Source organism: Bacillus sp. AFS029637 (assembly GCF_002584985.1).
Taxonomy (GTDB): Bacteria; Bacillota; Bacilli; order Bacillales; family Bacillaceae_G; genus Bacillus_A.
The window spans coordinates 33,718-55,147 of the sequence record NZ_NUPZ01000031.1; the positions used below are offsets into that span (position 1 = coordinate 33,718).

Sequence of the window (21,430 nt, forward strand, 5' to 3'; positions counted from 1 at the left end):
AAAAATACATAGTTTTGGAAAAAAATTGAACAAAATTTATTATTCTTGTGAAGCATAATATGGGAAGTGAAACATTTAGAAGATTGCTTAAATAAACGAGAATAGCGCAACATAATAGTGTAGAAGGGTAGGTGTGAACCGTTGTGTTAAAAATACGCAGCGGGTAGAAATGGAAAATGAATCAAGAATTTTAATTGTAGATGATGAGGATCGTATCCGTCGTCTATTGAAAATGTATTTAGAAAGAGAACAATACACAATTGAAGAAGCAGATAATGGTGATACAGCTTTAGAAATGGCACTGCAAAATGATTATGATTTAATCTTATTAGATCTTATGATGCCTGGTAAAGACGGTATCGAAGTGTGCAAAGGGGTTCGTGAGAAGAAAGCAACACCAATTATTATGCTGACAGCAAAAGGTGAAGAAGTAAATAGAGTACAAGGGTTTGAGGTAGGAACAGATGATTATATTGTGAAACCATTTAGCCCGCGTGAAGTAGTGCTTCGTGTGAAAGCGGTATTACGTCGCTCTGTACCGACAACATTCTTTACACAAGATACAACGACAAAAGATGTTACTGTATTCCCGCATTTAACAATTGATAATGATGCACACCGTGTTACAGCAGATGGTAATGAAGTGAACTTAACACCGAAAGAGTACGAATTACTATTATTTTTAGCGAAAGCGCCTGATAAAGTATTCGATCGTGAGCAATTGTTAAAAGAAGTATGGCAGTATGAATTCTTTGGAGATTTACGTACAGTTGATACACATGTAAAGCGTTTACGTGAGAAGTTGAGCAAAAAATCACCAGATGCAGCGAAGATGATTGTTACGGTTTGGGGCGTTGGATACAAGTTTGAGGTTGTGAACGACTGATGCTTTGGAGAAGTGTAGTAGGGAAGTTATGGATGACCATATTACTTCTCGTTTCGTTTGTTCTTGGATTTGTTGCGATTTTACTTTCGCAGTTTTTTAGAACGTACTATGTTGATATGAGTGAAGCTAGGCTTCAGAAAGTCGCAACAAGTGTTTCAGAGCTAATTGAAGAAGGTGCTGATGTAAAAACGATTGAGAATATCGCGTACAAATTCTCTGATCCGCTTTCAAGGATTATTATTGTAGAAGATGGTAAGGAAATATCTTCTTCGCCGAAACAAGAAGGATTAGTTACTCTTACAATGGATGATTTGAAAGAAGATAAAGAATTAGCGGCTGTTTTTACAGACAAAAAAGAAATTAAGAATAACATTAGAAAAGCTTCTAATAGTAGAAGGAATAAAAATACTGAAAATGATATTATGATTGTCGGGAAACCAGTGCAGTCAAAAAATCAAAGTGCTGTGTTCGTATATGAATCGTTACAAGTTCCGATACAAGGTATGGAGAGAACGACTGATTTCATTTTCTTATCAGCTGGGATTGCGATTATTTTAACAACTTTCTTCGCGTTCTTCTTATCTACTCGAATTACAGCCCCATTAAGGAAAATGCGTGAGGTTGCTTTTGAAGTGGCTCGTGGCAAGTTTGATGCGAAAGCCCCTATGGTATCTCAGGATGAAATCGGTGAGCTTGCAACGGCCTTAAATCAAATGGGAAAACAGTTGAAGTTTAACATGAATGCTTTGCAACAAGAAAAAGAGCAGTTAGCTAGTATTTTAAGTAGTATGGCAGATGGAGTTATTACGTTAAATCAAGAAGGTGAAGTCGTTGTAATCAATCCACCGGCTGAACATTTCTTACAAGTTTGGCAAGAAGAGAAAGAGATAGAACTAAGTAAAAAACTACCTTCTGAACTTGTTGAACTATTCCATCTCGTTGTAGAAAGCGAGCAACAACAAGTTGTTGAAATTAATTTACAAAAAGGGAACTATGTAGTTCTTATGACACCACTTTACAATCAAACGAAAATTCGTGGGGCTGTAGCAGTGTTGCGTGATATGACAGAAGAACGTCGTCTGGAGAAGATGCGTCAAGACTTTATTGCGAATGTATCACATGAACTTCGTACACCGATGGTAATGCTTCAAGGATATAGTGAAGCGATTTTAGATGATATTGTGCAAACGAAAGAAGAAATTAATGAATTTGTTCAAATCATTTATGATGAATCTGTTCGTTTAGGTAAACTTGTAAATGAGTTATTAGATTTAGCGCGTATGGAAAGTGGTCATGTAGAGTTACATATAGGTGAAGTGGATATTCATCCATTTGTTGAAAAAATTGGTCGTAAATTCCAAGGGATTGCAAAGGATAAAGAAGTTGAACTAACAGTTGATTTCCAAAGCCCAATTGAACAATATCCGTTTGATGCAGACCGTATGGAACAGGTGTTGACGAATTTAATTGATAATGCAATCCGTCATACGAATGCAGGTGGGCGTGTTGCACTTGTAATGAATACGGAAAATAATGGCCTTACTTTCGAAGTACAAGATTCAGGTGCGGGTATTCCTGAAGAAGATATTCCGTTCTTGTTTGATCGTTTTTATAAAGCTGATAAAGCGAGAACGCGCGGGAAAAAAGGTGGAACCGGACTTGGGCTTGCGATTGCTAAAAATATTGTTCAAGGTCATGATGGGAAAATCTCTGTTTCAAGTGTTGTTGGAGAAGGAACTACATTCTCTGTATATTTACCTAATCGTATAATTTAGATATGTGTTTTTAAAGTTGGTAATGAATAAAGTTCTACTGTTTTTTTATTTTTTTGTAAATGCAATTAAATAAATAATAGTAGGACTTTTTTCTATATTAGTTGAAAGGGGCTGAGGAGAAATGAAATTATACACAAAAACAGGAGATAAAGGAACAACGAGCGTAATAGGTGGCCGAGTGGATAAGGATGATATCCGTGTAGAAGCATATGGAACAATAGACGAGGCGAATTCTCATATTGGATATGCAATGACTAAGCTCCAGAAACAATCTTTTGAAAATATTTACAATGAACTTGAAAATATTCAACATGAACTATTTGATTGCGGAGGAGACTTGGCGATAGTAGAGCAAAAAATTCCTTACAAAGTGACAATCGATATGGTTGAAAACTTAGAAAAAAGGATTGATTTGTATATAGAAGAAGCACCGCCGTTAGAGCGTTTTATTTTGCCAGGTGGTAGCGAGGCAGCAGCTGTTATTCATATTGCGCGTACGGTTGTAAGAAGAGCAGAGCGCTCTATCGTATCATTGCAAAAAGAAAGTGATATAAATGAGGTTGTTCTAAAGTATGTAAATAGATTATCTGATTATTTGTTTGCGGTAGCTAGAGTAATAAATGCTCGATTACAAGTGAAAGATGTGGAGTATAACCGCAGCGCATTAGTTTTTCGTGATAAGAAAGAGAAGGAAGTGGAGTAATTCACTTTCTTTTTTGTATACTTTTTTCTGTAATATACCAAAATAGAGAAGGTATGGCGGTGATTAGAAAACGGAGGATGTATATGAAAGTGTTAAAGTGTGGAGTCATGTTATTGACTGTACTGTATGTATCTCAATTACATGTTTATGCAGAAGAGAATCGATGGACATGGCCCGTTGAAGGTCAGATAAGTGATTATTTTGGGACAAGAAATGGAAAACACTATGGTATTGATATAGCTGCACCGATCGGAGCGCCTGTGGCAGCTATTCAAGATGGTAAGGTTACAAAGTCTTATTATTCAAGTAGTTATGGGAATGTTGTATTTATTAAACATGGAGAATATGAGGCTGTGTATGCACATTTAAATAAGAGATATGTAGTTCAAGGGGATCATATTTCAAAAGGAGAAATAGTTGGAGAAGTGGGGAATACAGGAGAATCGCGGGGTGCGCACTTACATTTAGAAGTTCATCAAGGGAGATGGACGATGGCGAAAAAGAATGCGGTGAATCCATTGTTTGTTTTAAATGAACAAAAAAATGAAGTCGTATCCTCATCATTATATGTCGTGCAAAAAGGAGATACTTTAGTCGGAATTGCACGGAAATTTAGTATGACAGTTAATGAGATTAAAGAAAAAAATGGATTGCAGCAAGAGCGGATTTATCCAAATCAACAATTATACGTTAAGTAAGTGAAACGTCCTGAAAATATAATTATAAAAAGAGCAACCTATTTCTAAAAGAAAACCGTCCCAAATATATTTTGGGACGGTTTCTTTTACCAAAAAATAAAGACACATATAAATCCAGAAATAGCTAAGTAGCTATATAAGTAAAAGACTTTTGTTCTTGTTTTCTCATTTGTCCGAAACAGTACAATAGTCGGTTCAATTAAACCAATTGTCAGACAGAGTAGACCAAGAAGCATACAACCAATTGAAATAGAGTACAGGGCGATTTGTGGTGCTTGAAATGGAATCATCCATTTTAATAAAAATGCAATAAGTGCAGTGTAGCAAATGCTGCCGATGTATTTATTCAACGGTGTATTAGAACGAAAACCAGGAAGTTTTTTTAAGAAAGAGCGGGAAACAACTTCTGTTTGTAAAGGTGTATGCTCTTCGATAATTTTTTGAGCTTCTTTTCCTTTTTGGAAAAGGGATAAAATCCAGTTTCGCTCACCTTGAAAAATAAATTGAGATGTTGTCAAATAGTGATCAACCTTCACTTTATTCCAATTCTTCCATGGATGACGCTCGCACAATTTTAATTTACTTTCTGATTTTTTATCATACTGATAAATACTGATGCCATCTTCATCGAAAGCAGCATAGTATGTCTCGCTTGAGAATGTGCCTAAATCAATTGGACAGCAGAAAAGTAATTCTTTTTTTAAGTAAAAGTATTCTTTTCTTAAACTTTTTTTCATTGCTTCTCGAATAGAGTGTCTCTTATCTTTCTTCATGACATTTCCTCCATAATTCAGAAAATGTTCTTATCTTAACAATTCAACATCTTATCACTTTTAATTATATATGACTAGGGAATTCATAAGAGAAATGACGAATAATAAAAAATATGGGTTGTATTGTAAAATATTTCGTCATTTCCATGTGGTTATTAAAAATAAATAACTAATTTTTAATAAGTTACAATTTTTTAGTTCACAATGTTATAAGGTTGTTGTATAATGAAGGGGAAAATAGAATATCGGTCTATCTTCGGGGCAGGGTGAAAATCCCGACCGGCGGTGATGAACTATGTATGATTTTGTTCTAAGCCCGCGAGCCGTTAAGGCAGGATTTGGTGTGATTCCAAAGCCGACAGTATAGTCTGGATGGGAGAAGATGGAGGTTCAAGCGTTCAAAAAAGATAGGTATTTGAACGTCTGTTTGATGTGCCTTAAATTCTCCCTTTGTGTAAAACACAAAGGGTTTTTTCGTTCTATGAAAAAATAGGCATAGCAGAACCTTTCCACTTTCCATGAGATGATCGATGGAAAAGGAGAGAGAAAGATGAAACAAAAAAACAGTGTAGTGCAGATGGTGAGTGTAGCGATGCTAAGTAGTATTGCATATTTACTGATGATGTTGGATTTCCCGTTCCCAGGGCTTCCGCCATTTTTAAAAATTGATTTTAGTGATGTACCAGCTTTAATTGCAGCGATTATCTTCGGACCAATTGCGGGGGTAATTGTAGAGGCGATAAAGAATATTTTACATTACGGGATTCAAGGAAGTTTAACGGGAGTGCCAGTTGGAGAAATTGCAAACTTTATTGCAGGATGTTTATTTATTGGACCAGCAGCTTTCTTATTTAGAAAGTATCGTACTGTAAAGAGTTTAACGTCAGGATTAATGCTAGGGACAATTACAATGGCGCTTATTATGAGTGTATTAAATTACATCATCATATTCCCAGCTTACACTTGGTTTTTAAATTCACCAGCTATGTCTAGTGAGGCGATAAGAACAACAGTTGTAACGGCAATCTTACCGTTTAATTTGATTAAAGGAATTGTTGTGACAATTGTATTTGTAGCGTTATTTTCACGCCTAAAAGTATGGGTGTTTGCAAAAATGAAAAATGCATAAAAGATAAAATAAAACCATTAGTAGTATGGAACTACTAATGGTTTTTTATTAAGTATCATGAAAACAAAAAATGCCCCTCATTAATATGAGGGGCATTTTTTGAAGTTAATAAAAGACTACTCGAATTTTAAAGCGTCGCCTTCAAATGATTCGTCAGCAACTTTAATTGAGTCAGTTGGACAACCTTCGAAAGCATCCATCATATCTTCAAGTAATACATCTGGAATTTCAACGATACCTTGGTTATCGTCTAATGTTACAAATGCAATACCTTCATCATCATAGTCATAAATGTCTGGTGCAGCAGCGCCACAAGCACCACATGCAATACAAGTATCTTTATCAACGATTGTATATTTTGCCATCTTTTTTCCCTCCTGATAATATGTATGTGAAAAGCTCGTCATAAAAATTATAACTTTATTGTAAAACGGTTTTTAAAACTTTTCAACATAAAATTATAATGATAATGCTTATCAATTAGGGTGTCAACTTATTTTTGAATTATGTCATAAGATTTTCAAAATATGTAAATGTTATTTCGTTTGGTACAATAGAATATATACGAGTATATATTGCCTATATGATAAGTTTAATAAGTAACATAGCCGATGCAATCATACTCAAAAAGAATAAAGTTAGATTGGAAGGTGGAAGCGGTAATGCAACTACAATATACATTATTGTATTGTTTGAGACAATTGAATGGTGAAAGAACCGTTTCTTCTATTTATTATTTATTAAAAGGAAAACGTTCTTCGCAAACGTTACAAGATGGAAACATGTTCCGAATTTCTTTTTTGTTCGGAATATATAAATCGTTAAATAGAACTGACTATGATCATGAAGTTGCAAAGTTGTTGCAAGCAGATTGTATGCAGGAAATACATGAAAATACATATGTGTTAACGCCTATAGGTAAAGCGCAGTTACATAAATGGGAGGAAGATTATGCTTTTCCAACGTATTTACACGGTTTGCACTATGGTGAATTAGGTGACACGTTTTGGAAAAGGTTATCATTAATTATTCAAACTGTATCAAATTTACAACAGAATAATACGAAATTCATCCCGATTCAACAAGATGCTGAAATAATGGTATGGGTGAAACGCTTTCTTACCGGAATGCCGTATAGGAGAAGTGAATTGGCGAAAAGGTTATGGAAAGAAATACATAATCTTTTAGGGAGAAGTAATGTGGTAGAAGCGACGATTGTAACATATCGACTAACAGGTTATGAACGCATCGGTTGTACATTGCAACAATTAGCAGAGATTACGAAACAAGATATATTCAGGGTGTATTTTTTATTTTGGGGCACAATTCACTTCTTTATACAAGCAGTGCGCGATCAAGAAAAAGAATTTCCGCTATTAGCTGAAATTATATCTTATCCAAATGAAAGAGCTGAATTATTTAGTTTATCAACGAAAAAAACATATAATTTTTGGAGACAAGGGCGTTCTTTAGAGGAGATAGCGACAATTAGAAATTTAAAGGTAGCAACGATAGAAGATCATTTTGTGGAAATTGCTTTGCGGGAAAAAGAGTTTTCCATTGAGATGTTTATGGAAAAAGAAAAAATAGACAAAGTAACAAAAGTAATTGAGACATTACAAACACGCAAGTTGCGTGAATTGAAACAAGCGGTTGGGGAAAATATCTCTTATTTTGAAGTCCGCCTTGTATTGGCACGTATGGAGGGTATAAATGAAACTTGAGGAATATTTATATAAGTGGTTTGGATATTCTGAATTTCGTCCAGGACAAAAAGGGGTTATTACAGACCTACTGGAAGGAAAAGATGTAATAGCAATGCTTCCGACCGGAAGGGGGAAGTCTATGTGCTATCAACTTCCAGGTTTAATGCAAGAAGGCACAGTCCTTGTTGTATCGCCGTTATTATCTTTGATGGAAGACCAGGTTACACAATTAAAGTATATTGTGAAAAATAGAGTAATCGCATTTAATAGTTTTCGGACATTAAATGAAAAAAGAGAAGCAATGAAAAAATTAGCTTCTTATAAATTTATTTTTGTTTCACCAGAGATGTTGCAGTCGGAATTGTTAATAAGAGAATTGAAGAAAGTTCATATTTCATTATTTGTTGTTGATGAGGCTCATTGTATTTCACAATGGGGCTATGATTTTCGTCCGGATTATAAAAAGTTAGATCAAGTAATTGATAGCATTGGATCCCCTGCCGTACTAGCATTAACGGCCACAGCGACAAAAGGTGTACTGCGAGATATAGAAGAGAGTTTAAATTTAAAGAATGTCACGCAGCATGTGTACTCTATTGATCGACCGAATATTGCAATGGAAGTACAATTTGTAGAGACGATAGAAGAGAAGAAAGAGGCGCTTTTTGATCAGGTGATGTATTTACAAGGTCCTGGGATTGTATATTGTTCAAGTAGAGCGTGGACAGAACGTTTAACGGAATATTTAAGAGGGAAAGGCGTTACTGGTGTAGCTTTTTATCATGGTGGTATGGAACATGAAGAGCGTATGTTAATTCAACAACAGTTTATGAATAATCAGTTGCAACTTGTAATATGTACAAGTGCTTTTGGTATGGGGGTAAATAAGTCGAATACGAGATATATTATTCATTTCCATTATCCGACTAATATAGCGTCTTATTTACAAGAAATCGGAAGGGCAGGAAGAGATGGTGAACCGAGTATCGCCATTTTATTATGTAGTCCGTTAGATCACGATTTGCCAATTTCAATAATAGAGGATGAATTGCCAAGTAAGTCACAAATACAATTTTTATTTTCGTTACTACAAGAAAGGATGTTTCAAACGAAAGAATTACCAATAGAAGATGTAGAGGAAATTTGTTATAATGCAGCAAGATTTAATGAACAATATTGGCGTTTTATCCGCTATCATCTCGAACAGCTTGGAATCATACAACAGCGAAAATTAATATTGGAGAGCTTGTCAGATGAAATTATGAATAGAATAATAGCTGAAGTAGAATTAAGGCTACGTAATAAATATAGTGAGTTAGAAAACATGAAGTCATGGATACAAGTTAAAGGGTGTAGACGTGAATATTTGTTGCAACAGTTCGGTTATAGAAAAGAGAACGAGTTAAAAAATTGCTGCGACTACTGTAGTATTACAAAAACAGATTATAAAAAAAGACAAGCGCAACAATCGGATTTCGACTATAATTGGGAAACAGAGTTACAAAAGCTTTTCGGCCTAGAAAAGATGGGGGAATGATGAACATTCAAAGGCATAATATTGAAGATATGAGTCCAAAGGAAATAAGGCTGAATTTGTATATAACACAGTTAATTATCATTGGTATTGGCTGTTTACTCGCATATATATTGTTTCAAGATATAGAGGCAGTGTATAGTCTTTGGAAATGGGAACCGGTTTCTATACTCATAATAGGTGGTTTGTTAGCGATTGGTATTGTGTTATTAGATTATGTTGCAATGCGAGTATTTCCAGAGTCATGGTTTGATGATGGGGGTATTAACGATAAAATGTTTCAAGGAATGTCAGTTATGCAATTACTCGTTATTACGTTTGTGATCGGCTTCGCGGAAGAATTTTTATTTAGAGGTGTAGTGCAGACTCATTTTGGAATTGTAATAGCGAGTTTCGTATTTGCAGTGTTACATATTCGTTATATAAAAAAACCGTTTTTGTTTTGTTTCGTCTGTTTCATTAGTTTTGTCTTTGGTTATGTATTTGAATGGACAGGAAATTTGTTTATAACAATCTTTGCACACTTTCTTGTTGATTTTATAATGGGGCTCCAATTAAGAAAATAAATGGAAGGTGGTGGTGAACAACATGAGGAAACGAATTCCTGATTTTGAAGAGGAAATAGAAGTTGAGCGAGTGGAAGAAAATGAAAGTTTACCGCCGCGTAGTGAAATTCATAGGAATAAAGAGAAAAAACAAAAATTTAAAATGAATCATATTTTCGTCCGGGTTTTAACATTGCTGTTCATATTGCTACCAATTAGTATATTGTGGTATACAGATAAGTATATTCAGGTGAAAAGTGATAGTAATAATGCTGCGAAAAGTGCATTTGAAGTAATTTTCTTTGATTCAGCTAAATCCGAATCACCAAAACAGTCTGAGAAAGTGGCAACGCATACGGTGAAAGAGGGAGAAACTTTAGAGAGTATAGCGAAGCAATATTTTTCAGATGACAGTGGGATTGAAGTGATTAAAAAATATAATAATTTACAAGAAGATGAAGTAAGTGTGGGGCAAGAATTAAAAATTCCGATAAAAGATAAGTCCGCAGAGCAAGAAAGCTAATAAAATAAGTGATTCATAGTTTGTTATAAAAACCGAGGATTACCTTTATGAGGAGGGGAGGAAAATATATGATATGGATTATATTATTAAGTACTCTCATATGTATTGGTATTCTATTTCTTCTTGTGATGTATAAAGAAGCGATGCGTAATACTGTGTTGAAACATACTTTAGTGTTTAAAGAATTTCCGAAAAGTTTTCAAAAAGTAAATGTATTTTTTATTTCTGATATTCATAGAAGAGTTATTTCAAGTTCGATAATTGAACAAGTAAAAGGAAAAGTAGATCTCGTTATTATTGGTGGCGATTTGGCAGAAAAAGGCGTACCCTTATCGAAAATCTCTGCAAATATTCAAAAATTAAGAGAGGTAGCTCCTGTATATTTTGTATGGGGAAATAATGATTATGAGATTGAATATCATGAATTAGATGCTTTGTTATTAGAAAATAATGTGAAAGTTTTAGATAATACACGAGTTGTATTTGAGTCTGAATTAGGGGAGAAAATTTGCTTGCTCGGTGTAGATGATGTTGGGTTAAAACGTGATCGTTTAGATTTAGCGTTGGCTGATTGTAAAGAAGAGGGTTTTCGCATATTAATTAGTCATAACCCTGATATAATAAATAAAATGTCTGGAACAGAACAAATTTCACTTGTGTTAAGTGGACATACACATGGAGGGCAGATTCGATTATTCCCATCTGAAAAATATTTAAAGGGTGGCGTATATAATCATTCAAATATGACTCTTTTTGTTAGTAATGGGTATGGAACAACATTAATCCCGCTTCGTTTTCGAGCACCTGCTCAAACTCATATTATTACTTTATGCGGAGGGAAATGATGCCAGCTCTAAATGGAAAATATAATATAAAAGCTGTTTCGAATATACTTGGAATTCAGCCGAGTACACTTCGTGCATGGGAAAGACGTTATCATATTATTGCCCCAAAGCGAAATCATGCAGGGCATCGTTTATATACAGAGGAGCATATTCAAACTCTACAATGGTTAATGGAAAAGGTTTCTTCCGGTATGATGATTGGACAAGCGGTTCAATTATTAGAAGGGAATCGTTTGCAGAGTAACGTTCAAAAAGAAGTACATTCGGATAAAGAAGTTGTTTTAGTGGACGATTTGCTACAAGCTTTGTTAAAATTTGATGAAATTACAACTTCTGCATTATTAAACGAGGCTTTTAGTATATATTCAACAGAAAAAGTTGTTGCAAGTACTATTCTTCAAGTGACAAATAAATTGCTAACGCTAAAAAACAATAATGAGATTACAATGGTGCAATTTCAATATGTTGTATCTTTTTTGCAAACTCGTTTAGGGATGGTATATCATAATGCGTCATCGCTTTCTTCTTTACACAAAGTTATTGTGTTAGAAAATAATATGCTGAAAGGATTTATCTTTTCAACGTATTTGCGCTTAAAAGGATATGAGGCGATATATATTAGGACAAGTTTAGAGGAAGATAGTCTGTTGTCAGTTGTTGAACAAATACAGCCTAAGTATGTATTTGTATCTTTTGAAGATGGACGAGAATGTAAACAGGCGATGAACTTTGTTAATTCGTTACAAGAAAAAAGTAGGAACCTTTCTGTTGGACTTATAGGGAAAATAAGTGCTCGAGATCAGTTGAACATTCAAACGATCCTAATTGGTGATACGAAGGAAGAATGGGATGGATGGTTAAAAATGTCAGAATAGTTGTTCGAAAAGAACCATCTATTTTCTATTTCATATAATAAAAATTAGATTCATTGGTTACGTAGGGAGGGTATGAGATGAGGCTGGAACGATTAAATTACAATAAGATAAAAATTTTCTTAACATTTGACGATTTATCTGAACGAGGATTAACGAAAGAAGATTTGTGGAGAAATGCACCGAAAGTACAGCAATTATTTCGTGATATGATGCAAGAAGCGAATAAGGAATTAGGATTTGAAGCAGATGGTCCGATTGCAGTGGAAGTATTTTCTCTACAAGCACAAGGGATGGTTGTAATTGTAACGAAAGAAAATCAAGAAATGGATACAGATGATGAGTTCCGTGACGAGTTTATTGAAATGCAAGTGACTCTAGATGAAAGCGAACATATACTATATGAATTTGCTACACTAGACGACGTAATTAACCTGTCGAATCGCTTATATAACCTTGGTGTAACTGGCGGAAAGTTGTATACGTGGGATGGGCGTTTTTATCTTTGGATGGAAGAAGAGGAGCAAATTCAATTACTGAAAGCGGATTTTATAGCTATTTTAGCGGAATATGGTAATCCGTCTACAGCGACTATTTATCGTATAATGGAGTATGGTAAGGAATTAATGGCTTCTCAAGCAATTGAACAAATACACAACTATTTTGTGAAGAAAGAAAACCTCAGCTAATGTCGAATAGCTTGAGGTTTTCTTTTTATTTGGCAAATATATTCGTTTTTTTGTACTGTATTTGATAAAAATAAAAAATATTTAAATATTTGAGTATTTTACTTTTCTAAAAGTAATAAAAGGACTATAATAATAGTGAAAACGCTTGCAACGGAAAATAGTTTGTATATATTTGTTAGCGTTTTCTATTGCATTCCAAATTTAAGGGTGTATACTAGGCAATGAAGGTTTACTAAACAAGTGAAATTACAGGGGGTTTACTTACTATGGTAGCCGAAAAGGGAACTCAAACAAAAACTCAACAACAAAGGGAACAACATTTTGAACTATTGAATTCGACACAAATTGTTATTAGTGAAGCGTTAGAAAAATTGGGTTATCCAAACGAAGTATATGAATTATTAAAAGAACCAATTCGTATGATGACAGTGAAAATACCAGTTCGTATGGATGACGGGACTGTTAAAATATTTACAGGATATCGTGCGCAACATAATGATGCTGTTGGTCCAACGAAAGGTGGAATTCGCTTCCATCCGAATGTGACAGAAAATGAAGTGAAAGCACTTTCAATCTGGATGAGTTTAAAATGTGGTATTGTTGATTTACCATATGGCGGAGGTAAAGGTGGAATTATCTGTGACCCACGTGAAATGTCATTCCGTGAGTTAGAAAGATTAAGCCGCGGTTATGTACGAGCAATTAGCCAAATCGTAGGTCCGACGAAAGATATTCCAGCTCCAGATGTATTCACAAACTCTCAAATTATGGCATGGATGATGGATGAGTATAGCCGTATTGATGAATTTAATTCACCAGGATTTATTACTGGTAAACCACTTGTATTAGGTGGATCACATGGACGTGAAACAGCAACGGCGAAAGGTGTAACAATTTGTATTCGCGAAGCTGCAAAAAAACGCGACATTGATATTAAAGGTGCGCGCGTTGTTGTTCAAGGATTCGGTAATGCTGGTAGCTTCTTAGCTAAATTTATGCATGATGCAGGTGCGAAAGTTATTGCAATTTCAGATGCTTACGGTGCATTACATGATCCAAATGGATTAGATATTGATTATTTATTAGACCGTCGTGATAGCTTCGGTACAGTAACAAAACTATTTAATAATACAATTTCAAACAAAGAATTGTTAGAACTTGATTGCGACATTTTAGTTCCAGCTGCAATTGAGAACCAAATTACAGAAGAAAATGCTAATAATATTAAAGCGAAAATCGTTGTTGAAGCTGCAAATGGTCCAACAACATTAGAAGCAACTAAAATTTTAACAGATCGCGGAATTTTACTTGTTCCAGACGTATTAGCAAGTGCTGGTGGTGTAACGGTATCTTACTTTGAGTGGGTGCAAAATAACCAAGGTTACTACTGGACGGAAGAAGAAGTAGAGCAACGTTTAGAAAAAGTAATGGTAAGATCATTTGATTCCATTTATGAAACAGCACAAGTTCGTAAAGTGAACATGCGCTTAGCGGCGTATATGGTTGGTGTTCGTAAAATGGCTGAAGCAAGTCGCTTCAGAGGTTGGGTATAATATTATAACGTGAGAAAACGTGATTCCTTTCGAGGGAATCACGTTTTTTTGTTGAAGTATTAGAGTGAGGTGTTGCGTATGGAAAATGAAATGATGGAACGAGTAGAACAATTAGAAGAAAAGGTTAAGAGGTTAGAGGGAGAACTCGCAAGAACGATGAGAGCCCCAAAAACAAGTATCGTTCGGGTGTTCGGGGAAGGATTACTGTTTTTAATATTTGGTGCGGTTGTAGTAGGGCCGATTATAGCCTTTATAATCTCAATTCTTACTTGGTTTGCTGAAAAATAAAACAAAAATAAAAAGAACGCTTGTTCTACACGAACAAATGTGCTATACTTTCCTTAGATAAACAAAACGGAAATGATTTTAAGGAGAGATAAATGATGAAAATGACAGTAGACCAAAGATTTATGATGCCAGCAGATGTTGTAGAACGAGTGGAAGTATTACGAAACAAACAAAGTAAGCGCGGCACATTATTACAATCAGTAAATAAATTTTTCGGCTTAGATACGAAAGAAGATTGTGTTTGGTTTTACGGTTTTTATGGAGTTGCTGTAAGTATTTTATTATTTATGGTGTTCACATCAAATATTTTCGATTTTCTCTTCGTGTAAGAAATATGCGATAAGGACATTGCTACCGAATACATATATAAGGAAGTAAGGTAATCTTCTGAAGCGGGAGTTGGTAGTAATGGCGATGTTTCCTATAGAGCGTAACTATATTGGATATGGAAGTTCACGACCGGGAATTCCTCTTTCTAAAGTAAGGTTTATTGTAAGTCATGATACGGGGAATCCTGGTAGCAATGCGATAGGGAATCGGGATTATTTTAATGAAATACAACCGAAAGCCTCGGCACATACATTTATAGATGATAAAACAATATTAGAAATTATTCCTATAAATGAAGTTGCCTATCATGTTCGATATGGTGTGCCAACAGATAATGACTTATACGGTTATGATGCCAATAAGGCTGCCATTGGAGTAGAACTTTGTTATGGTGGTAATGTTAACTTTTGGGAAGCGTATACCCGTTTTACGTGGTATCATGCGTATTTATGTCAAAATTTCGGCTTGAATCCGAAAAAAGATATCGTATCACATAAAACACTTGACCCAGCTAGAAAGATTGATCCTGAAAATGTATTAGGGAAACAAGGTATTAAATTTCAGCAGTTTTTAGCAGATGTCTATCGGATGTATGTTTCGTTTAGATGACAAATATATGAAAAATGAATACAATAAAGATAGGTGCCTACTGCTGTAAGTAGGTTTTTTCTTGTTTTTATAAATAGTGTATTGGTAGAAGACTAGGAGTGAGCGGAGTATGCAGAAAGAAACAGCTATCATAATTGGAGGCGGTCCGTGCGGTTTAGCAGCGGCAATTTCATTGCAAAAGGTAGGGATAAATCCGTTAGTAATTGAAAAAGGAAACATTGTAAATGCCATTTATAATTATCCAACACATCAAACATTTTTCTCTTCTAGTGAAAAATTAGAAATTGGTGAAGTGGCTTTTATTACAGAAAATCGTAAGCCAGTTCGAAATCAAGCGCTTGCGTATTATCGTGAAGTAGTAAAACGTAAATCTGTACGTGTAAATGCTTTTGAACGAGTAGAGAAAGTTCAAAAAGATGGAGGAGTTTTTCAGGTTGAGACGACAAAGCGTGACGGAAGTAAAGAAATATATATAGCGAAATATATCGTTGTTGCAACTGGATATTATGACAATCCAAATTATATGAATGTTCCAGGTGAGGAACTGAAGAAAGTAGCTCACTATTTTAAAGAAGGACACCCTTATTTTGACCGAGATGTAGTAGTTATAGGTGGGAAAAACTCGAGTGTAGATGCCGCGTTAGAACTTGTTAAAGCGGGTGCACGTGTAACGGTACTATATCGCGGAAGGGAGTATTCATCAAGCATAAAGCCGTGGATTTTGCCGGAGTTTGAGGCGCTAGTACGAAACGATACAATTCAAATGCATTTCGGGGCTCATGTGAAAGAAATTACTGAACATACATTAACGTATACAGTTGATGGCGATGCAAATACAATCCAAAATGATTTTGTATTTGCGATGACTGGTTACCATCCAGATCATAGCTTCTTAACGAAGATGGGTGTTCGGATTGATGAAGAAACAGGACGTCCGATTTATACAGAGGATACAATGGAAACGAACGCTGAAAATATATTCATTGCAGGTGTAATTGCTGCCGGAAATAATGCAAATGAAATATTTATTGAGAACGGTCGATTTCATGGAGATGCGATCGCGCAAACCATTGCAACAAGAGAAATGTAAAAAGAAGCTGTCGGAATAAACTTCGACAGCTTCTTTTTTAATCGTGCATAAACATATTTTGGATTGTTTCATGAGAATTTGTATTCTCTAATGCAACTAATAATTTAATACGGGCTTTTTGAGCATTTAAACCGTATGTGAATACAATCCCCATATCTTTTAATTGTTTGCCGCCACCTTCATATGAATATACATCTTGAACGATGCCGTTGAAACAGCGAGAAACTAATACGACAGGAATTCCTTTGTTTATTAATCGTTCTAGACTAGGGAGTGTTCTTGGCGGTAAATTACCTTGTCCAAGTGCTTCAATAACAATTCCGTCTACTGGAAGATTTTCAATCGCTGCTAATAATGTATCGTCCATACCAGCGTATGCTTTTAGAACGACTACGTTTTTAGAAACCTTATTTACTGAATATGTTTCGTGATGTACTAAAGCATGGTGGAATACAACACCACGTTTTGTTACCATACCAATTGGTCCATATTGCGGGCTTTGGAATGTTGCTACATTACTTGTATGTGTTTTCGTTACATTTGTAGCGCAATGAATTTCGTCGTTTAATACGACTAGAACGCCTTTTTCTGCGGCTTCACTACTGCTAGCGACTTTTACAGCTGATAAGAAGTTATATAGACCATCAGCACCTAATTCGTTGCTAGAGCGCATTGCACCTGTCACAACGATCGGAATAGTTGCTTGGACTGTTAAATCTAAGAAATAGGCTGTTTCTTCTAATGTATCTGTGCCATGCGTAATGACTACGCCATGAATGTTGTCATGTTTTACTCTTTCATCAATGATGACTTGTAATTGTAACATTTCGCTAGGTGTCATATGGGGAGATGGTAGATGGAACACATCTTCAACGATCAAATCAACATCGCCTTCTAAATCAGGAATGAATTTTAAAAGAGGATTTTTTTCACCTGGTTGTACGACCCCAGTTTCTTTATCTTCCTCCATTGCAATTGTTCCACCTGTGTGTAAAACTAGGATTCTTTTCAATGCTTATACCCCTTTCAAGTAAAAAAATACATTTAGAACATAACATGTTTTGAGTAAATTCGACAATGGAAATGTATAAAAGTATGCTTGGAAAATGACAATAAATATAGGGATTCTTTGCATGTTTTATAAAATCAAGAATGAAAAGTGTGAATAGAAGGTGGAAAGGAGCGGTACTTTGAAAAAAGTAGAGAAAATTTTTATTCGTATTTTAGTAATACAATTCATTTGTCTTTGTGTTGTACAATTGTTATTTATACATAAGTCTTCGGTGAAATATTTATCTAAAATTGTTTATTATGAAGGTGTCGTTACGAAAAATAAAGTGGAAATCTTGCCGGTGAATAGGTAGTTTTCATTTTCTTCTATAGAGGATTATGCTACAATAATTGAGGATTTAATGACGTGAAGCAAATGAGAAGAAGCAGGGATGAATACCTGCTTTTCGTTTTGTTTTATAAGTGAAAAAATGAGGTGTTACAATGGATAAACGAATTTCAATTGCTATAGATGGTCCAGCAGCTGCTGGGAAAAGTACAGTTGCAAAAGTTGTTGCAAAAAAACTTTCTTACGTTTACATCGATACAGGCGCAATGTACCGTACACTTACGTATGCAGCCCTTGAACAAAAAGTGGACATTGAAAATGAAGAGAAGTTAATGGAAGTTGTAAAGAATGTAAATATTGAATTTCAGCAAGGTGAAAATACACAACTTGTATTTTTAAATGGACAAGATGTTTCTGAAGTCATTCGTACACCTGAGGTGACGAATCGAGTATCCATTGTGGCGAAACATCGCCTTGTTCGTGAAGAAATGGTCCGTCGTCAACAAGAATTAGCGGAAAAAGGCGGCGTTGTCATGGATGGCCGTGATATTGGTACACATGTGTTACCAGATGCTGAAGTGAAGATCTTTATGCTTGCTTCTGTAGAAGAAAGAGCAGAAAGAAGACATTTAGAAAATATGAATAAAGGTTTCGATTCTAATTTAGAGCAGTTAAAAGAAGAAATTGCTCAGCGTGATAAATTGGATTCAGAACGAGAAGTTTCTCCTCTAAAAAAAGCTGATGATGCATTGGAATTAGATACAACTTCTTTATCAATTGAAGAAGTTGTCCAAAAAATTATGAGTATTGTTTCAGGGGTGTTTGCAAAGTAAAGAAAGGGGATAACCTCTTTCTTTTTTTGTTTGTATAGAAATGTAAAGGATACGTGAATTGTGAGTCTCTTTCCTTGACAAATGATCGGATTTGTAAGAAGTTAGTAAAAGAGGAGTGAAACTTTCAGAATATATTCGCTATTATATTTCAAAACATACTTTCTTCAAGATGATTTTGCTGTATACTATTTATATAGGATTAATATATTTTCTTGTGAATGGTATTGAAACAGAGTATGTGATGATAAATTCTTAAACATGCAAATGAAAACTTTTGTTTTCATTTCGTATATACATAAAAATGCTTTGTCAATTCTGTAGGGAGGTATTTCCATGGTAGAGAAAATGAATGAAGAAGTTATGGATTCAAAAGAATTACAAGTTGGTGACGTTGTTACAGGTTCTGTAACGAAAGTTGAAGAGAAGCAAGTGCTTGTAAATGTTGGATACAAAACAGATGGCGTAATTCCGATTAGTGAATTAGCTAACGTTCATATTGAAAAAGCAAGCGATGTTGTTGAATTAGATCAAACACTAGAATTGAAAATTATCAAATTAGAAGAAGATGATCTTGTCTTATCTAAACGTGCTGTTGATGCAGAAAAAGCATGGGTAGAATTGCAAGAGAAATTTACTTCTGGCCATGTATTTGATGTTACTGTAAAAGATATCGTGAATGGTGGATTAGTTGTGGACCTTGGCGTTCGTGGTTTTATCCCAGCTTCACTTGTAGAAGTACATTACGTAGAAGACTTTACTGACTATAAAGGTAAAACATTAGCGGTGAAAATTGTTGAATTAGACCGTGAAAAAAATCGTGTAATCCTTTCGCATAAAGCGGTAGTAGAATTAGAACTAGATTCTAAGAAAAAAGAAGCAATTTCTTCATTAAAAGAAGGGGACGTTGTTGAAGGAACAGTACAACGATTAACGGATTTTGGTGCATTCGTTAATGTTGGTGGTGTGGACGGTTTAGTTCATATTTCACAAATTTCCCACGAGCGTGTAGAACAACCTTCTGAAGTATTAGAGCAAGGTCAAAAGGTAAAGGTGAAGGTGCTATCTGTTGATGCTGATACACAACGTATTTCTTTATCAATTAAAGCAGCTCAGCCGGGACCTTGGGAAAATGTTGCTGGTGAAATAAAAGCTGGAGATATTCGTGAGGGAGTAGTAAAACGTCTTGTTACATTCGGTGCATTCGTTGAAATTTTACCTGGTGTAGAAGGACTTGTGCACGTATCTCAAATTGCAAATCGCCACGTGAAAAATCCAAATGAAGTATTGGAAATGGGACAAGAAGTAAAGGTGAAAGTACTTGAAGTCCATGTAGCAGAGAAACGAATTTCTTTAAGTATAAAAGAAGCACTTGAAGAAAATAATGTAATTGAAGATTACAGTCAGTATGAACCAAATGCTGATTCTGCTACTTTCCAATTAAGTGATATTATTGGTGAACAACTGAAAAAATTAAAGAAATAAAGAGGGGTACAAGTGGTAAGGGCAAAGCGTAAATTAGATCATATTGAATACGCTCTTTCTACTGGTCAGTCTCGTACGCATGGCTTTCATGATATTGATTTTGTGCATCAAAGCTTGCCAAATTCAAGTTATGATACGATAACATGTGAAACAAAAATCGGCGAACTTTCACTAAGTTCGCCGATTTTTATCAATGCGATGACTGGTGGTGGCGGAGAGCAAACGTTACATATTAATGAACAATTAGCATATGTAGCGAAACATCATAATCTCGCTATGGCTGTTGGTTCGCAAATGGCAGCATTAAAGGATGAGAACGAAGTAGCTTCGTATAAGATCATTAGAAAGGTAAATCCAAACGGTATTTTCTTTGCCAATTTAGGTAGTGAGGCAACTACGGAACAGGCAGATCGTGCCGTTGATATGATTGAAGCGAATGCACTGCAAATTCATTTAAATGTTATACAGGAGTTAACGATGCCAGAAGGGGACCGTGATTTTACGGGTGTACTTCAGCGAATTGAGAAAATTGTTTTAAAGAGTGAAGTTCCTGTCATTGTAAAAGAAGTTGGATTTGGGATGAGCAAGGAAACAATGCAACAGTTAGTGAGTATAGGTGTAACAGCGATTGATATTGGTGGACAAGGTGGTACCAATTTTGCTGCAGTTGAAAATGAAAGAAGACAGCGCATGCTCTCTTATTTTAATAACTGGGGCATACAAACAGCTACCTCGATTATTGAAGCAACCTCTACAAATAATAACCTCTCTTTTATTGCATCTGGGGGCATACAAACAGCGCTAGACGTAGCAAAGGCGATCGCGTTAGGGGCAAATACAACTGCGTTTGCTGGATATTTTTTACGCATTTTAATGCAAGATGGTGTCGAGAAGTTAATGGATGAAATTACTCTTTTACATACAGATTTGAAATTTATTATGACAGCTCTTGGGGCAAATACGATAGAAGAATTACAATCTGTACCTCTTGTTGTAAAGGGTGAAACGTATCATTGGTTAATGCAGCGTGGAATTGATACTACGCGTTATAGTAGGAGATGAAAAATCAACCGGTCGGTTGGTTTTTTTCTTTTTTGTACTATAAAGTAGGGAATGGAATTAGTATTCTAAAGAACTACCAGGAATAATTACGATTGATGTTACATGAAGTAATTGAATTTGTAACACGAAAATAAAAGAATTATATTGTGAATAAAAATTGTTATGT

24 protein-coding genes and 1 riboswitch are annotated in these 21,430 nt (G+C 35.1%); of the genes, 21 read left to right on the forward strand and 3 right to left on the reverse strand.

Annotation, left to right across the window (positions count from 1 at the left end):
• Positions 1-169: 169 nt before the first annotated feature.
• The 4 genes from resD to COE49_RS16300 all read left to right on the forward strand — a co-directional run bounded on the left by resD (position 170) and on the right by COE49_RS16300 (position 4,062).
• Entirely contained in the window at positions 170-886 is a 717-nt protein-coding gene (gene resD / locus COE49_RS16285) for a DNA-binding response regulator ResD (protein ID WP_000426862.1), read from the forward strand.
• On the forward strand, positions 886-2,661 hold the full coding sequence (gene resE / locus COE49_RS16290; protein ID WP_088231608.1) for a sensor histidine kinase ResE: 1,776 nt from the start codon (positions 886-888) through the stop codon (positions 2,659-2,661). Before resD ends, resE begins: the two co-directional genes overlap by 1 nt.
• A gap of 121 nt (positions 2,662-2,782) precedes the next feature.
• Positions 2,783-3,364 carry a cob(I)yrinic acid a,c-diamide adenosyltransferase gene (locus tag COE49_RS16295; protein WP_088231607.1) on the forward strand — a complete coding sequence of 194 codons (582 nt, stop codon included), beginning with the start codon at positions 2,783-2,785 and terminating at the stop codon, positions 3,362-3,364.
• 83 nt (positions 3,365-3,447) lie between these two features.
• The gene (locus tag COE49_RS16300; protein WP_088231606.1) at positions 3,448-4,062 is read left to right on the forward strand and encodes a peptidoglycan DD-metalloendopeptidase family protein; all 615 of its coding nucleotides are present in this window, start codon (positions 3,448-3,450) and stop codon (positions 4,060-4,062) included.
• A gap of 86 nt (positions 4,063-4,148) precedes the next feature.
• On the opposite strand, the gene COE49_RS16305 is transcribed toward COE49_RS16300, so the two are convergent.
• Positions 4,149-4,835 carry a hypothetical protein gene (locus COE49_RS16305; protein ID WP_088231605.1) on the reverse strand — a complete coding sequence of 229 codons (687 nt, stop codon included), beginning with the start codon at positions 4,833-4,835 and terminating at the stop codon, positions 4,149-4,151.
• 248 nt (positions 4,836-5,083) lie between these two features.
• A riboswitch (FMN riboswitch) is annotated at positions 5,084-5,223 on the forward strand.
• 162 nt (positions 5,224-5,385) lie between these two features.
• Between COE49_RS16305 and COE49_RS16310 the strand changes: the two genes are divergently transcribed.
• Positions 5,386-5,964, forward strand: a complete 579-nt coding sequence (locus COE49_RS16310) for an ECF transporter S component (RefSeq protein WP_000810847.1) — start codon at positions 5,386-5,388, stop codon at positions 5,962-5,964.
• Positions 5,965-6,080: 116 nt separating this feature from the next.
• Here the strand turns inward: COE49_RS16310 and COE49_RS16315 are convergent, their stop codons facing one another.
• Entirely contained in the window at positions 6,081-6,329 is a 249-nt protein-coding gene (locus COE49_RS16315; RefSeq protein WP_088231604.1) for a ferredoxin, read from the reverse strand.
• Positions 6,330-6,626: 297 nt separating this feature from the next.
• Between COE49_RS16315 and COE49_RS16320 the strand changes: the two genes are divergently transcribed.
• From COE49_RS16320 to COE49_RS16375, 12 genes are all read left to right on the forward strand, one after another.
• Entirely contained in the window at positions 6,627-7,688 is a 1,062-nt protein-coding gene (locus COE49_RS16320) for a YpbB family protein (RefSeq protein WP_088231603.1), read from the forward strand.
• Complete coding sequence (locus tag COE49_RS16325) at positions 7,678-9,207, forward strand: RecQ family ATP-dependent DNA helicase (protein ID WP_088231602.1); 1,530 nt, start codon at positions 7,678-7,680, stop codon at positions 9,205-9,207. Before COE49_RS16320 ends, COE49_RS16325 begins: the two co-directional genes overlap by 11 nt.
• The gene (locus tag COE49_RS16330) at positions 9,207-9,770 is read left to right on the forward strand and encodes a CPBP family intramembrane glutamic endopeptidase (protein ID WP_088231601.1); all 564 of its coding nucleotides are present in this window, start codon (positions 9,207-9,209) and stop codon (positions 9,768-9,770) included. The genes COE49_RS16325 and COE49_RS16330 overlap by 1 nt, the downstream gene beginning before the upstream one ends.
• A gap of 22 nt (positions 9,771-9,792) precedes the next feature.
• Entirely contained in the window at positions 9,793-10,272 is a 480-nt protein-coding gene (locus COE49_RS16335; RefSeq protein WP_088231600.1) for a LysM peptidoglycan-binding domain-containing protein, read from the forward strand.
• A gap of 68 nt (positions 10,273-10,340) precedes the next feature.
• Entirely contained in the window at positions 10,341-11,117 is a 777-nt protein-coding gene (locus COE49_RS16340) for a metallophosphoesterase (RefSeq protein WP_088231599.1), read from the forward strand.
• Positions 11,117-11,992: a MerR family transcriptional regulator gene (locus COE49_RS16345; RefSeq protein ID WP_140417414.1), complete on the forward strand. Its 876-nt coding sequence runs from the start codon at positions 11,117-11,119 to the stop codon at positions 11,990-11,992. Before COE49_RS16340 ends, COE49_RS16345 begins: the two co-directional genes overlap by 1 nt.
• Before the next feature lie 77 nt (positions 11,993-12,069).
• Positions 12,070-12,678: a genetic competence negative regulator gene (locus COE49_RS16350; protein WP_088231597.1), complete on the forward strand. Its 609-nt coding sequence runs from the start codon at positions 12,070-12,072 to the stop codon at positions 12,676-12,678.
• A 266-nt stretch (positions 12,679-12,944) separates the two neighbouring features.
• Complete coding sequence (gene gudB / locus COE49_RS16355; RefSeq protein ID WP_000225171.1) at positions 12,945-14,231, forward strand: NAD-specific glutamate dehydrogenase; 1,287 nt, start codon at positions 12,945-12,947, stop codon at positions 14,229-14,231.
• A 78-nt stretch (positions 14,232-14,309) separates the two neighbouring features.
• Positions 14,310-14,519, forward strand: a complete 210-nt coding sequence (locus COE49_RS16360) for a hypothetical protein (RefSeq protein WP_088231596.1) — start codon at positions 14,310-14,312, stop codon at positions 14,517-14,519.
• 92 nt (positions 14,520-14,611) lie between these two features.
• Positions 14,612-14,848 carry a DUF3961 domain-containing protein gene (locus COE49_RS16365; protein WP_002083150.1) on the forward strand — a complete coding sequence of 79 codons (237 nt, stop codon included), beginning with the start codon at positions 14,612-14,614 and terminating at the stop codon, positions 14,846-14,848.
• A gap of 79 nt (positions 14,849-14,927) precedes the next feature.
• Positions 14,928-15,458, forward strand: coding sequence for a peptidoglycan recognition protein family protein (locus COE49_RS16370; RefSeq protein WP_001240644.1), 531 nt, complete (start codon positions 14,928-14,930; stop codon positions 15,456-15,458).
• Between the two features lie 109 nt (positions 15,459-15,567).
• Positions 15,568-16,548, forward strand: coding sequence for a YpdA family putative bacillithiol disulfide reductase (locus tag COE49_RS16375; protein WP_088231595.1), 981 nt, complete (start codon positions 15,568-15,570; stop codon positions 16,546-16,548).
• Positions 16,549-16,585: 37 nt separating this feature from the next.
• Here the strand turns inward: COE49_RS16375 and ansA are convergent, their stop codons facing one another.
• Positions 16,586-17,560, reverse strand: a complete 975-nt coding sequence (ansA, locus tag COE49_RS16380) for an asparaginase (protein WP_088231594.1) — start codon at positions 17,558-17,560, stop codon at positions 16,586-16,588.
• A gap of 178 nt (positions 17,561-17,738) precedes the next feature.
• Between ansA and COE49_RS27680 the strand changes: the two genes are divergently transcribed.
• The 4 genes from COE49_RS27680 to fni all read left to right on the forward strand — a co-directional run bounded on the left by COE49_RS27680 (position 17,739) and on the right by fni (position 21,264).
• Positions 17,739-17,912 (forward strand): YpfB family protein, encoded by a 174-nt coding sequence (locus COE49_RS27680; protein WP_088231593.1) that lies wholly within the window; start codon positions 17,739-17,741, stop codon positions 17,910-17,912.
• A gap of 130 nt (positions 17,913-18,042) precedes the next feature.
• Positions 18,043-18,720, forward strand: a complete 678-nt coding sequence (gene cmk, locus COE49_RS16390) for a (d)CMP kinase (protein WP_088231592.1) — start codon at positions 18,043-18,045, stop codon at positions 18,718-18,720.
• 333 nt (positions 18,721-19,053) lie between these two features.
• Positions 19,054-20,202: a 30S ribosomal protein S1 gene (gene rpsA, locus COE49_RS16395; RefSeq protein WP_000229558.1), complete on the forward strand. Its 1,149-nt coding sequence runs from the start codon at positions 19,054-19,056 to the stop codon at positions 20,200-20,202.
• A 12-nt stretch (positions 20,203-20,214) separates the two neighbouring features.
• The gene (gene fni, locus COE49_RS16400; protein WP_088231591.1) at positions 20,215-21,264 is read left to right on the forward strand and encodes a type 2 isopentenyl-diphosphate Delta-isomerase; all 1,050 of its coding nucleotides are present in this window, start codon (positions 20,215-20,217) and stop codon (positions 21,262-21,264) included.
• Positions 21,265-21,430 lie beyond the last annotated feature (166 nt).

Excerpts from the sequence above, each read along its gene's own strand:
- resD (WP_000426862.1), top strand. The coding sequence starts at position 170 with ATGGAAAATGAATCAAGAATTTTAATTGTAGATGATGAGGATCGTATC.
- resE (WP_088231608.1), top strand. The coding sequence starts at position 886 with ATGCTTTGGAGAAGTGTAGTAGGGAAGTTATGGATGACCATATTACTT.
- COE49_RS16295 (WP_088231607.1), top strand. The coding sequence starts at position 2,783 with ATGAAATTATACACAAAAACAGGAGATAAAGGAACAACGAGCGTAATA.
- COE49_RS16300 (WP_088231606.1), top strand. The coding sequence starts at position 3,448 with ATGAAAGTGTTAAAGTGTGGAGTCATGTTATTGACTGTACTGTATGTA.
- COE49_RS16305 (WP_088231605.1), bottom strand. The coding sequence starts at position 4,835 with ATGAAGAAAGATAAGAGACACTCTATTCGAGAAGCAATGAAAAAAAGT.
- COE49_RS16310 (WP_000810847.1), top strand. The coding sequence starts at position 5,386 with ATGAAACAAAAAAACAGTGTAGTGCAGATGGTGAGTGTAGCGATGCTA.
- COE49_RS16315 (WP_088231604.1), bottom strand. The coding sequence starts at position 6,329 with ATGGCAAAATATACAATCGTTGATAAAGATACTTGTATTGCATGTGGT.
- COE49_RS16320 (WP_088231603.1), top strand. The coding sequence starts at position 6,627 with ATGCAACTACAATATACATTATTGTATTGTTTGAGACAATTGAATGGT.
- COE49_RS16325 (WP_088231602.1), top strand. The coding sequence starts at position 7,678 with ATGAAACTTGAGGAATATTTATATAAGTGGTTTGGATATTCTGAATTT.
- COE49_RS16330 (WP_088231601.1), top strand. The coding sequence starts at position 9,207 with ATGAACATTCAAAGGCATAATATTGAAGATATGAGTCCAAAGGAAATA.
- COE49_RS16335 (WP_088231600.1), top strand. The coding sequence starts at position 9,793 with ATGAGGAAACGAATTCCTGATTTTGAAGAGGAAATAGAAGTTGAGCGA.
- COE49_RS16340 (WP_088231599.1), top strand. The coding sequence starts at position 10,341 with ATGATATGGATTATATTATTAAGTACTCTCATATGTATTGGTATTCTA.
- COE49_RS16345 (WP_140417414.1), top strand. The coding sequence starts at position 11,117 with ATGCCAGCTCTAAATGGAAAATATAATATAAAAGCTGTTTCGAATATA.
- COE49_RS16350 (WP_088231597.1), top strand. The coding sequence starts at position 12,070 with ATGAGGCTGGAACGATTAAATTACAATAAGATAAAAATTTTCTTAACA.
- gudB (WP_000225171.1), top strand. The coding sequence starts at position 12,945 with ATGGTAGCCGAAAAGGGAACTCAAACAAAAACTCAACAACAAAGGGAA.
- COE49_RS16360 (WP_088231596.1), top strand. The coding sequence starts at position 14,310 with ATGGAAAATGAAATGATGGAACGAGTAGAACAATTAGAAGAAAAGGTT.
- COE49_RS16365 (WP_002083150.1), top strand. The coding sequence starts at position 14,612 with ATGATGAAAATGACAGTAGACCAAAGATTTATGATGCCAGCAGATGTT.
- COE49_RS16370 (WP_001240644.1), top strand. The coding sequence starts at position 14,928 with ATGGCGATGTTTCCTATAGAGCGTAACTATATTGGATATGGAAGTTCA.
- COE49_RS16375 (WP_088231595.1), top strand. The coding sequence starts at position 15,568 with ATGCAGAAAGAAACAGCTATCATAATTGGAGGCGGTCCGTGCGGTTTA.
- cmk (WP_088231592.1), top strand. The coding sequence starts at position 18,043 with ATGGATAAACGAATTTCAATTGCTATAGATGGTCCAGCAGCTGCTGGG.
- rpsA (WP_000229558.1), top strand. The coding sequence starts at position 19,054 with ATGGTAGAGAAAATGAATGAAGAAGTTATGGATTCAAAAGAATTACAA.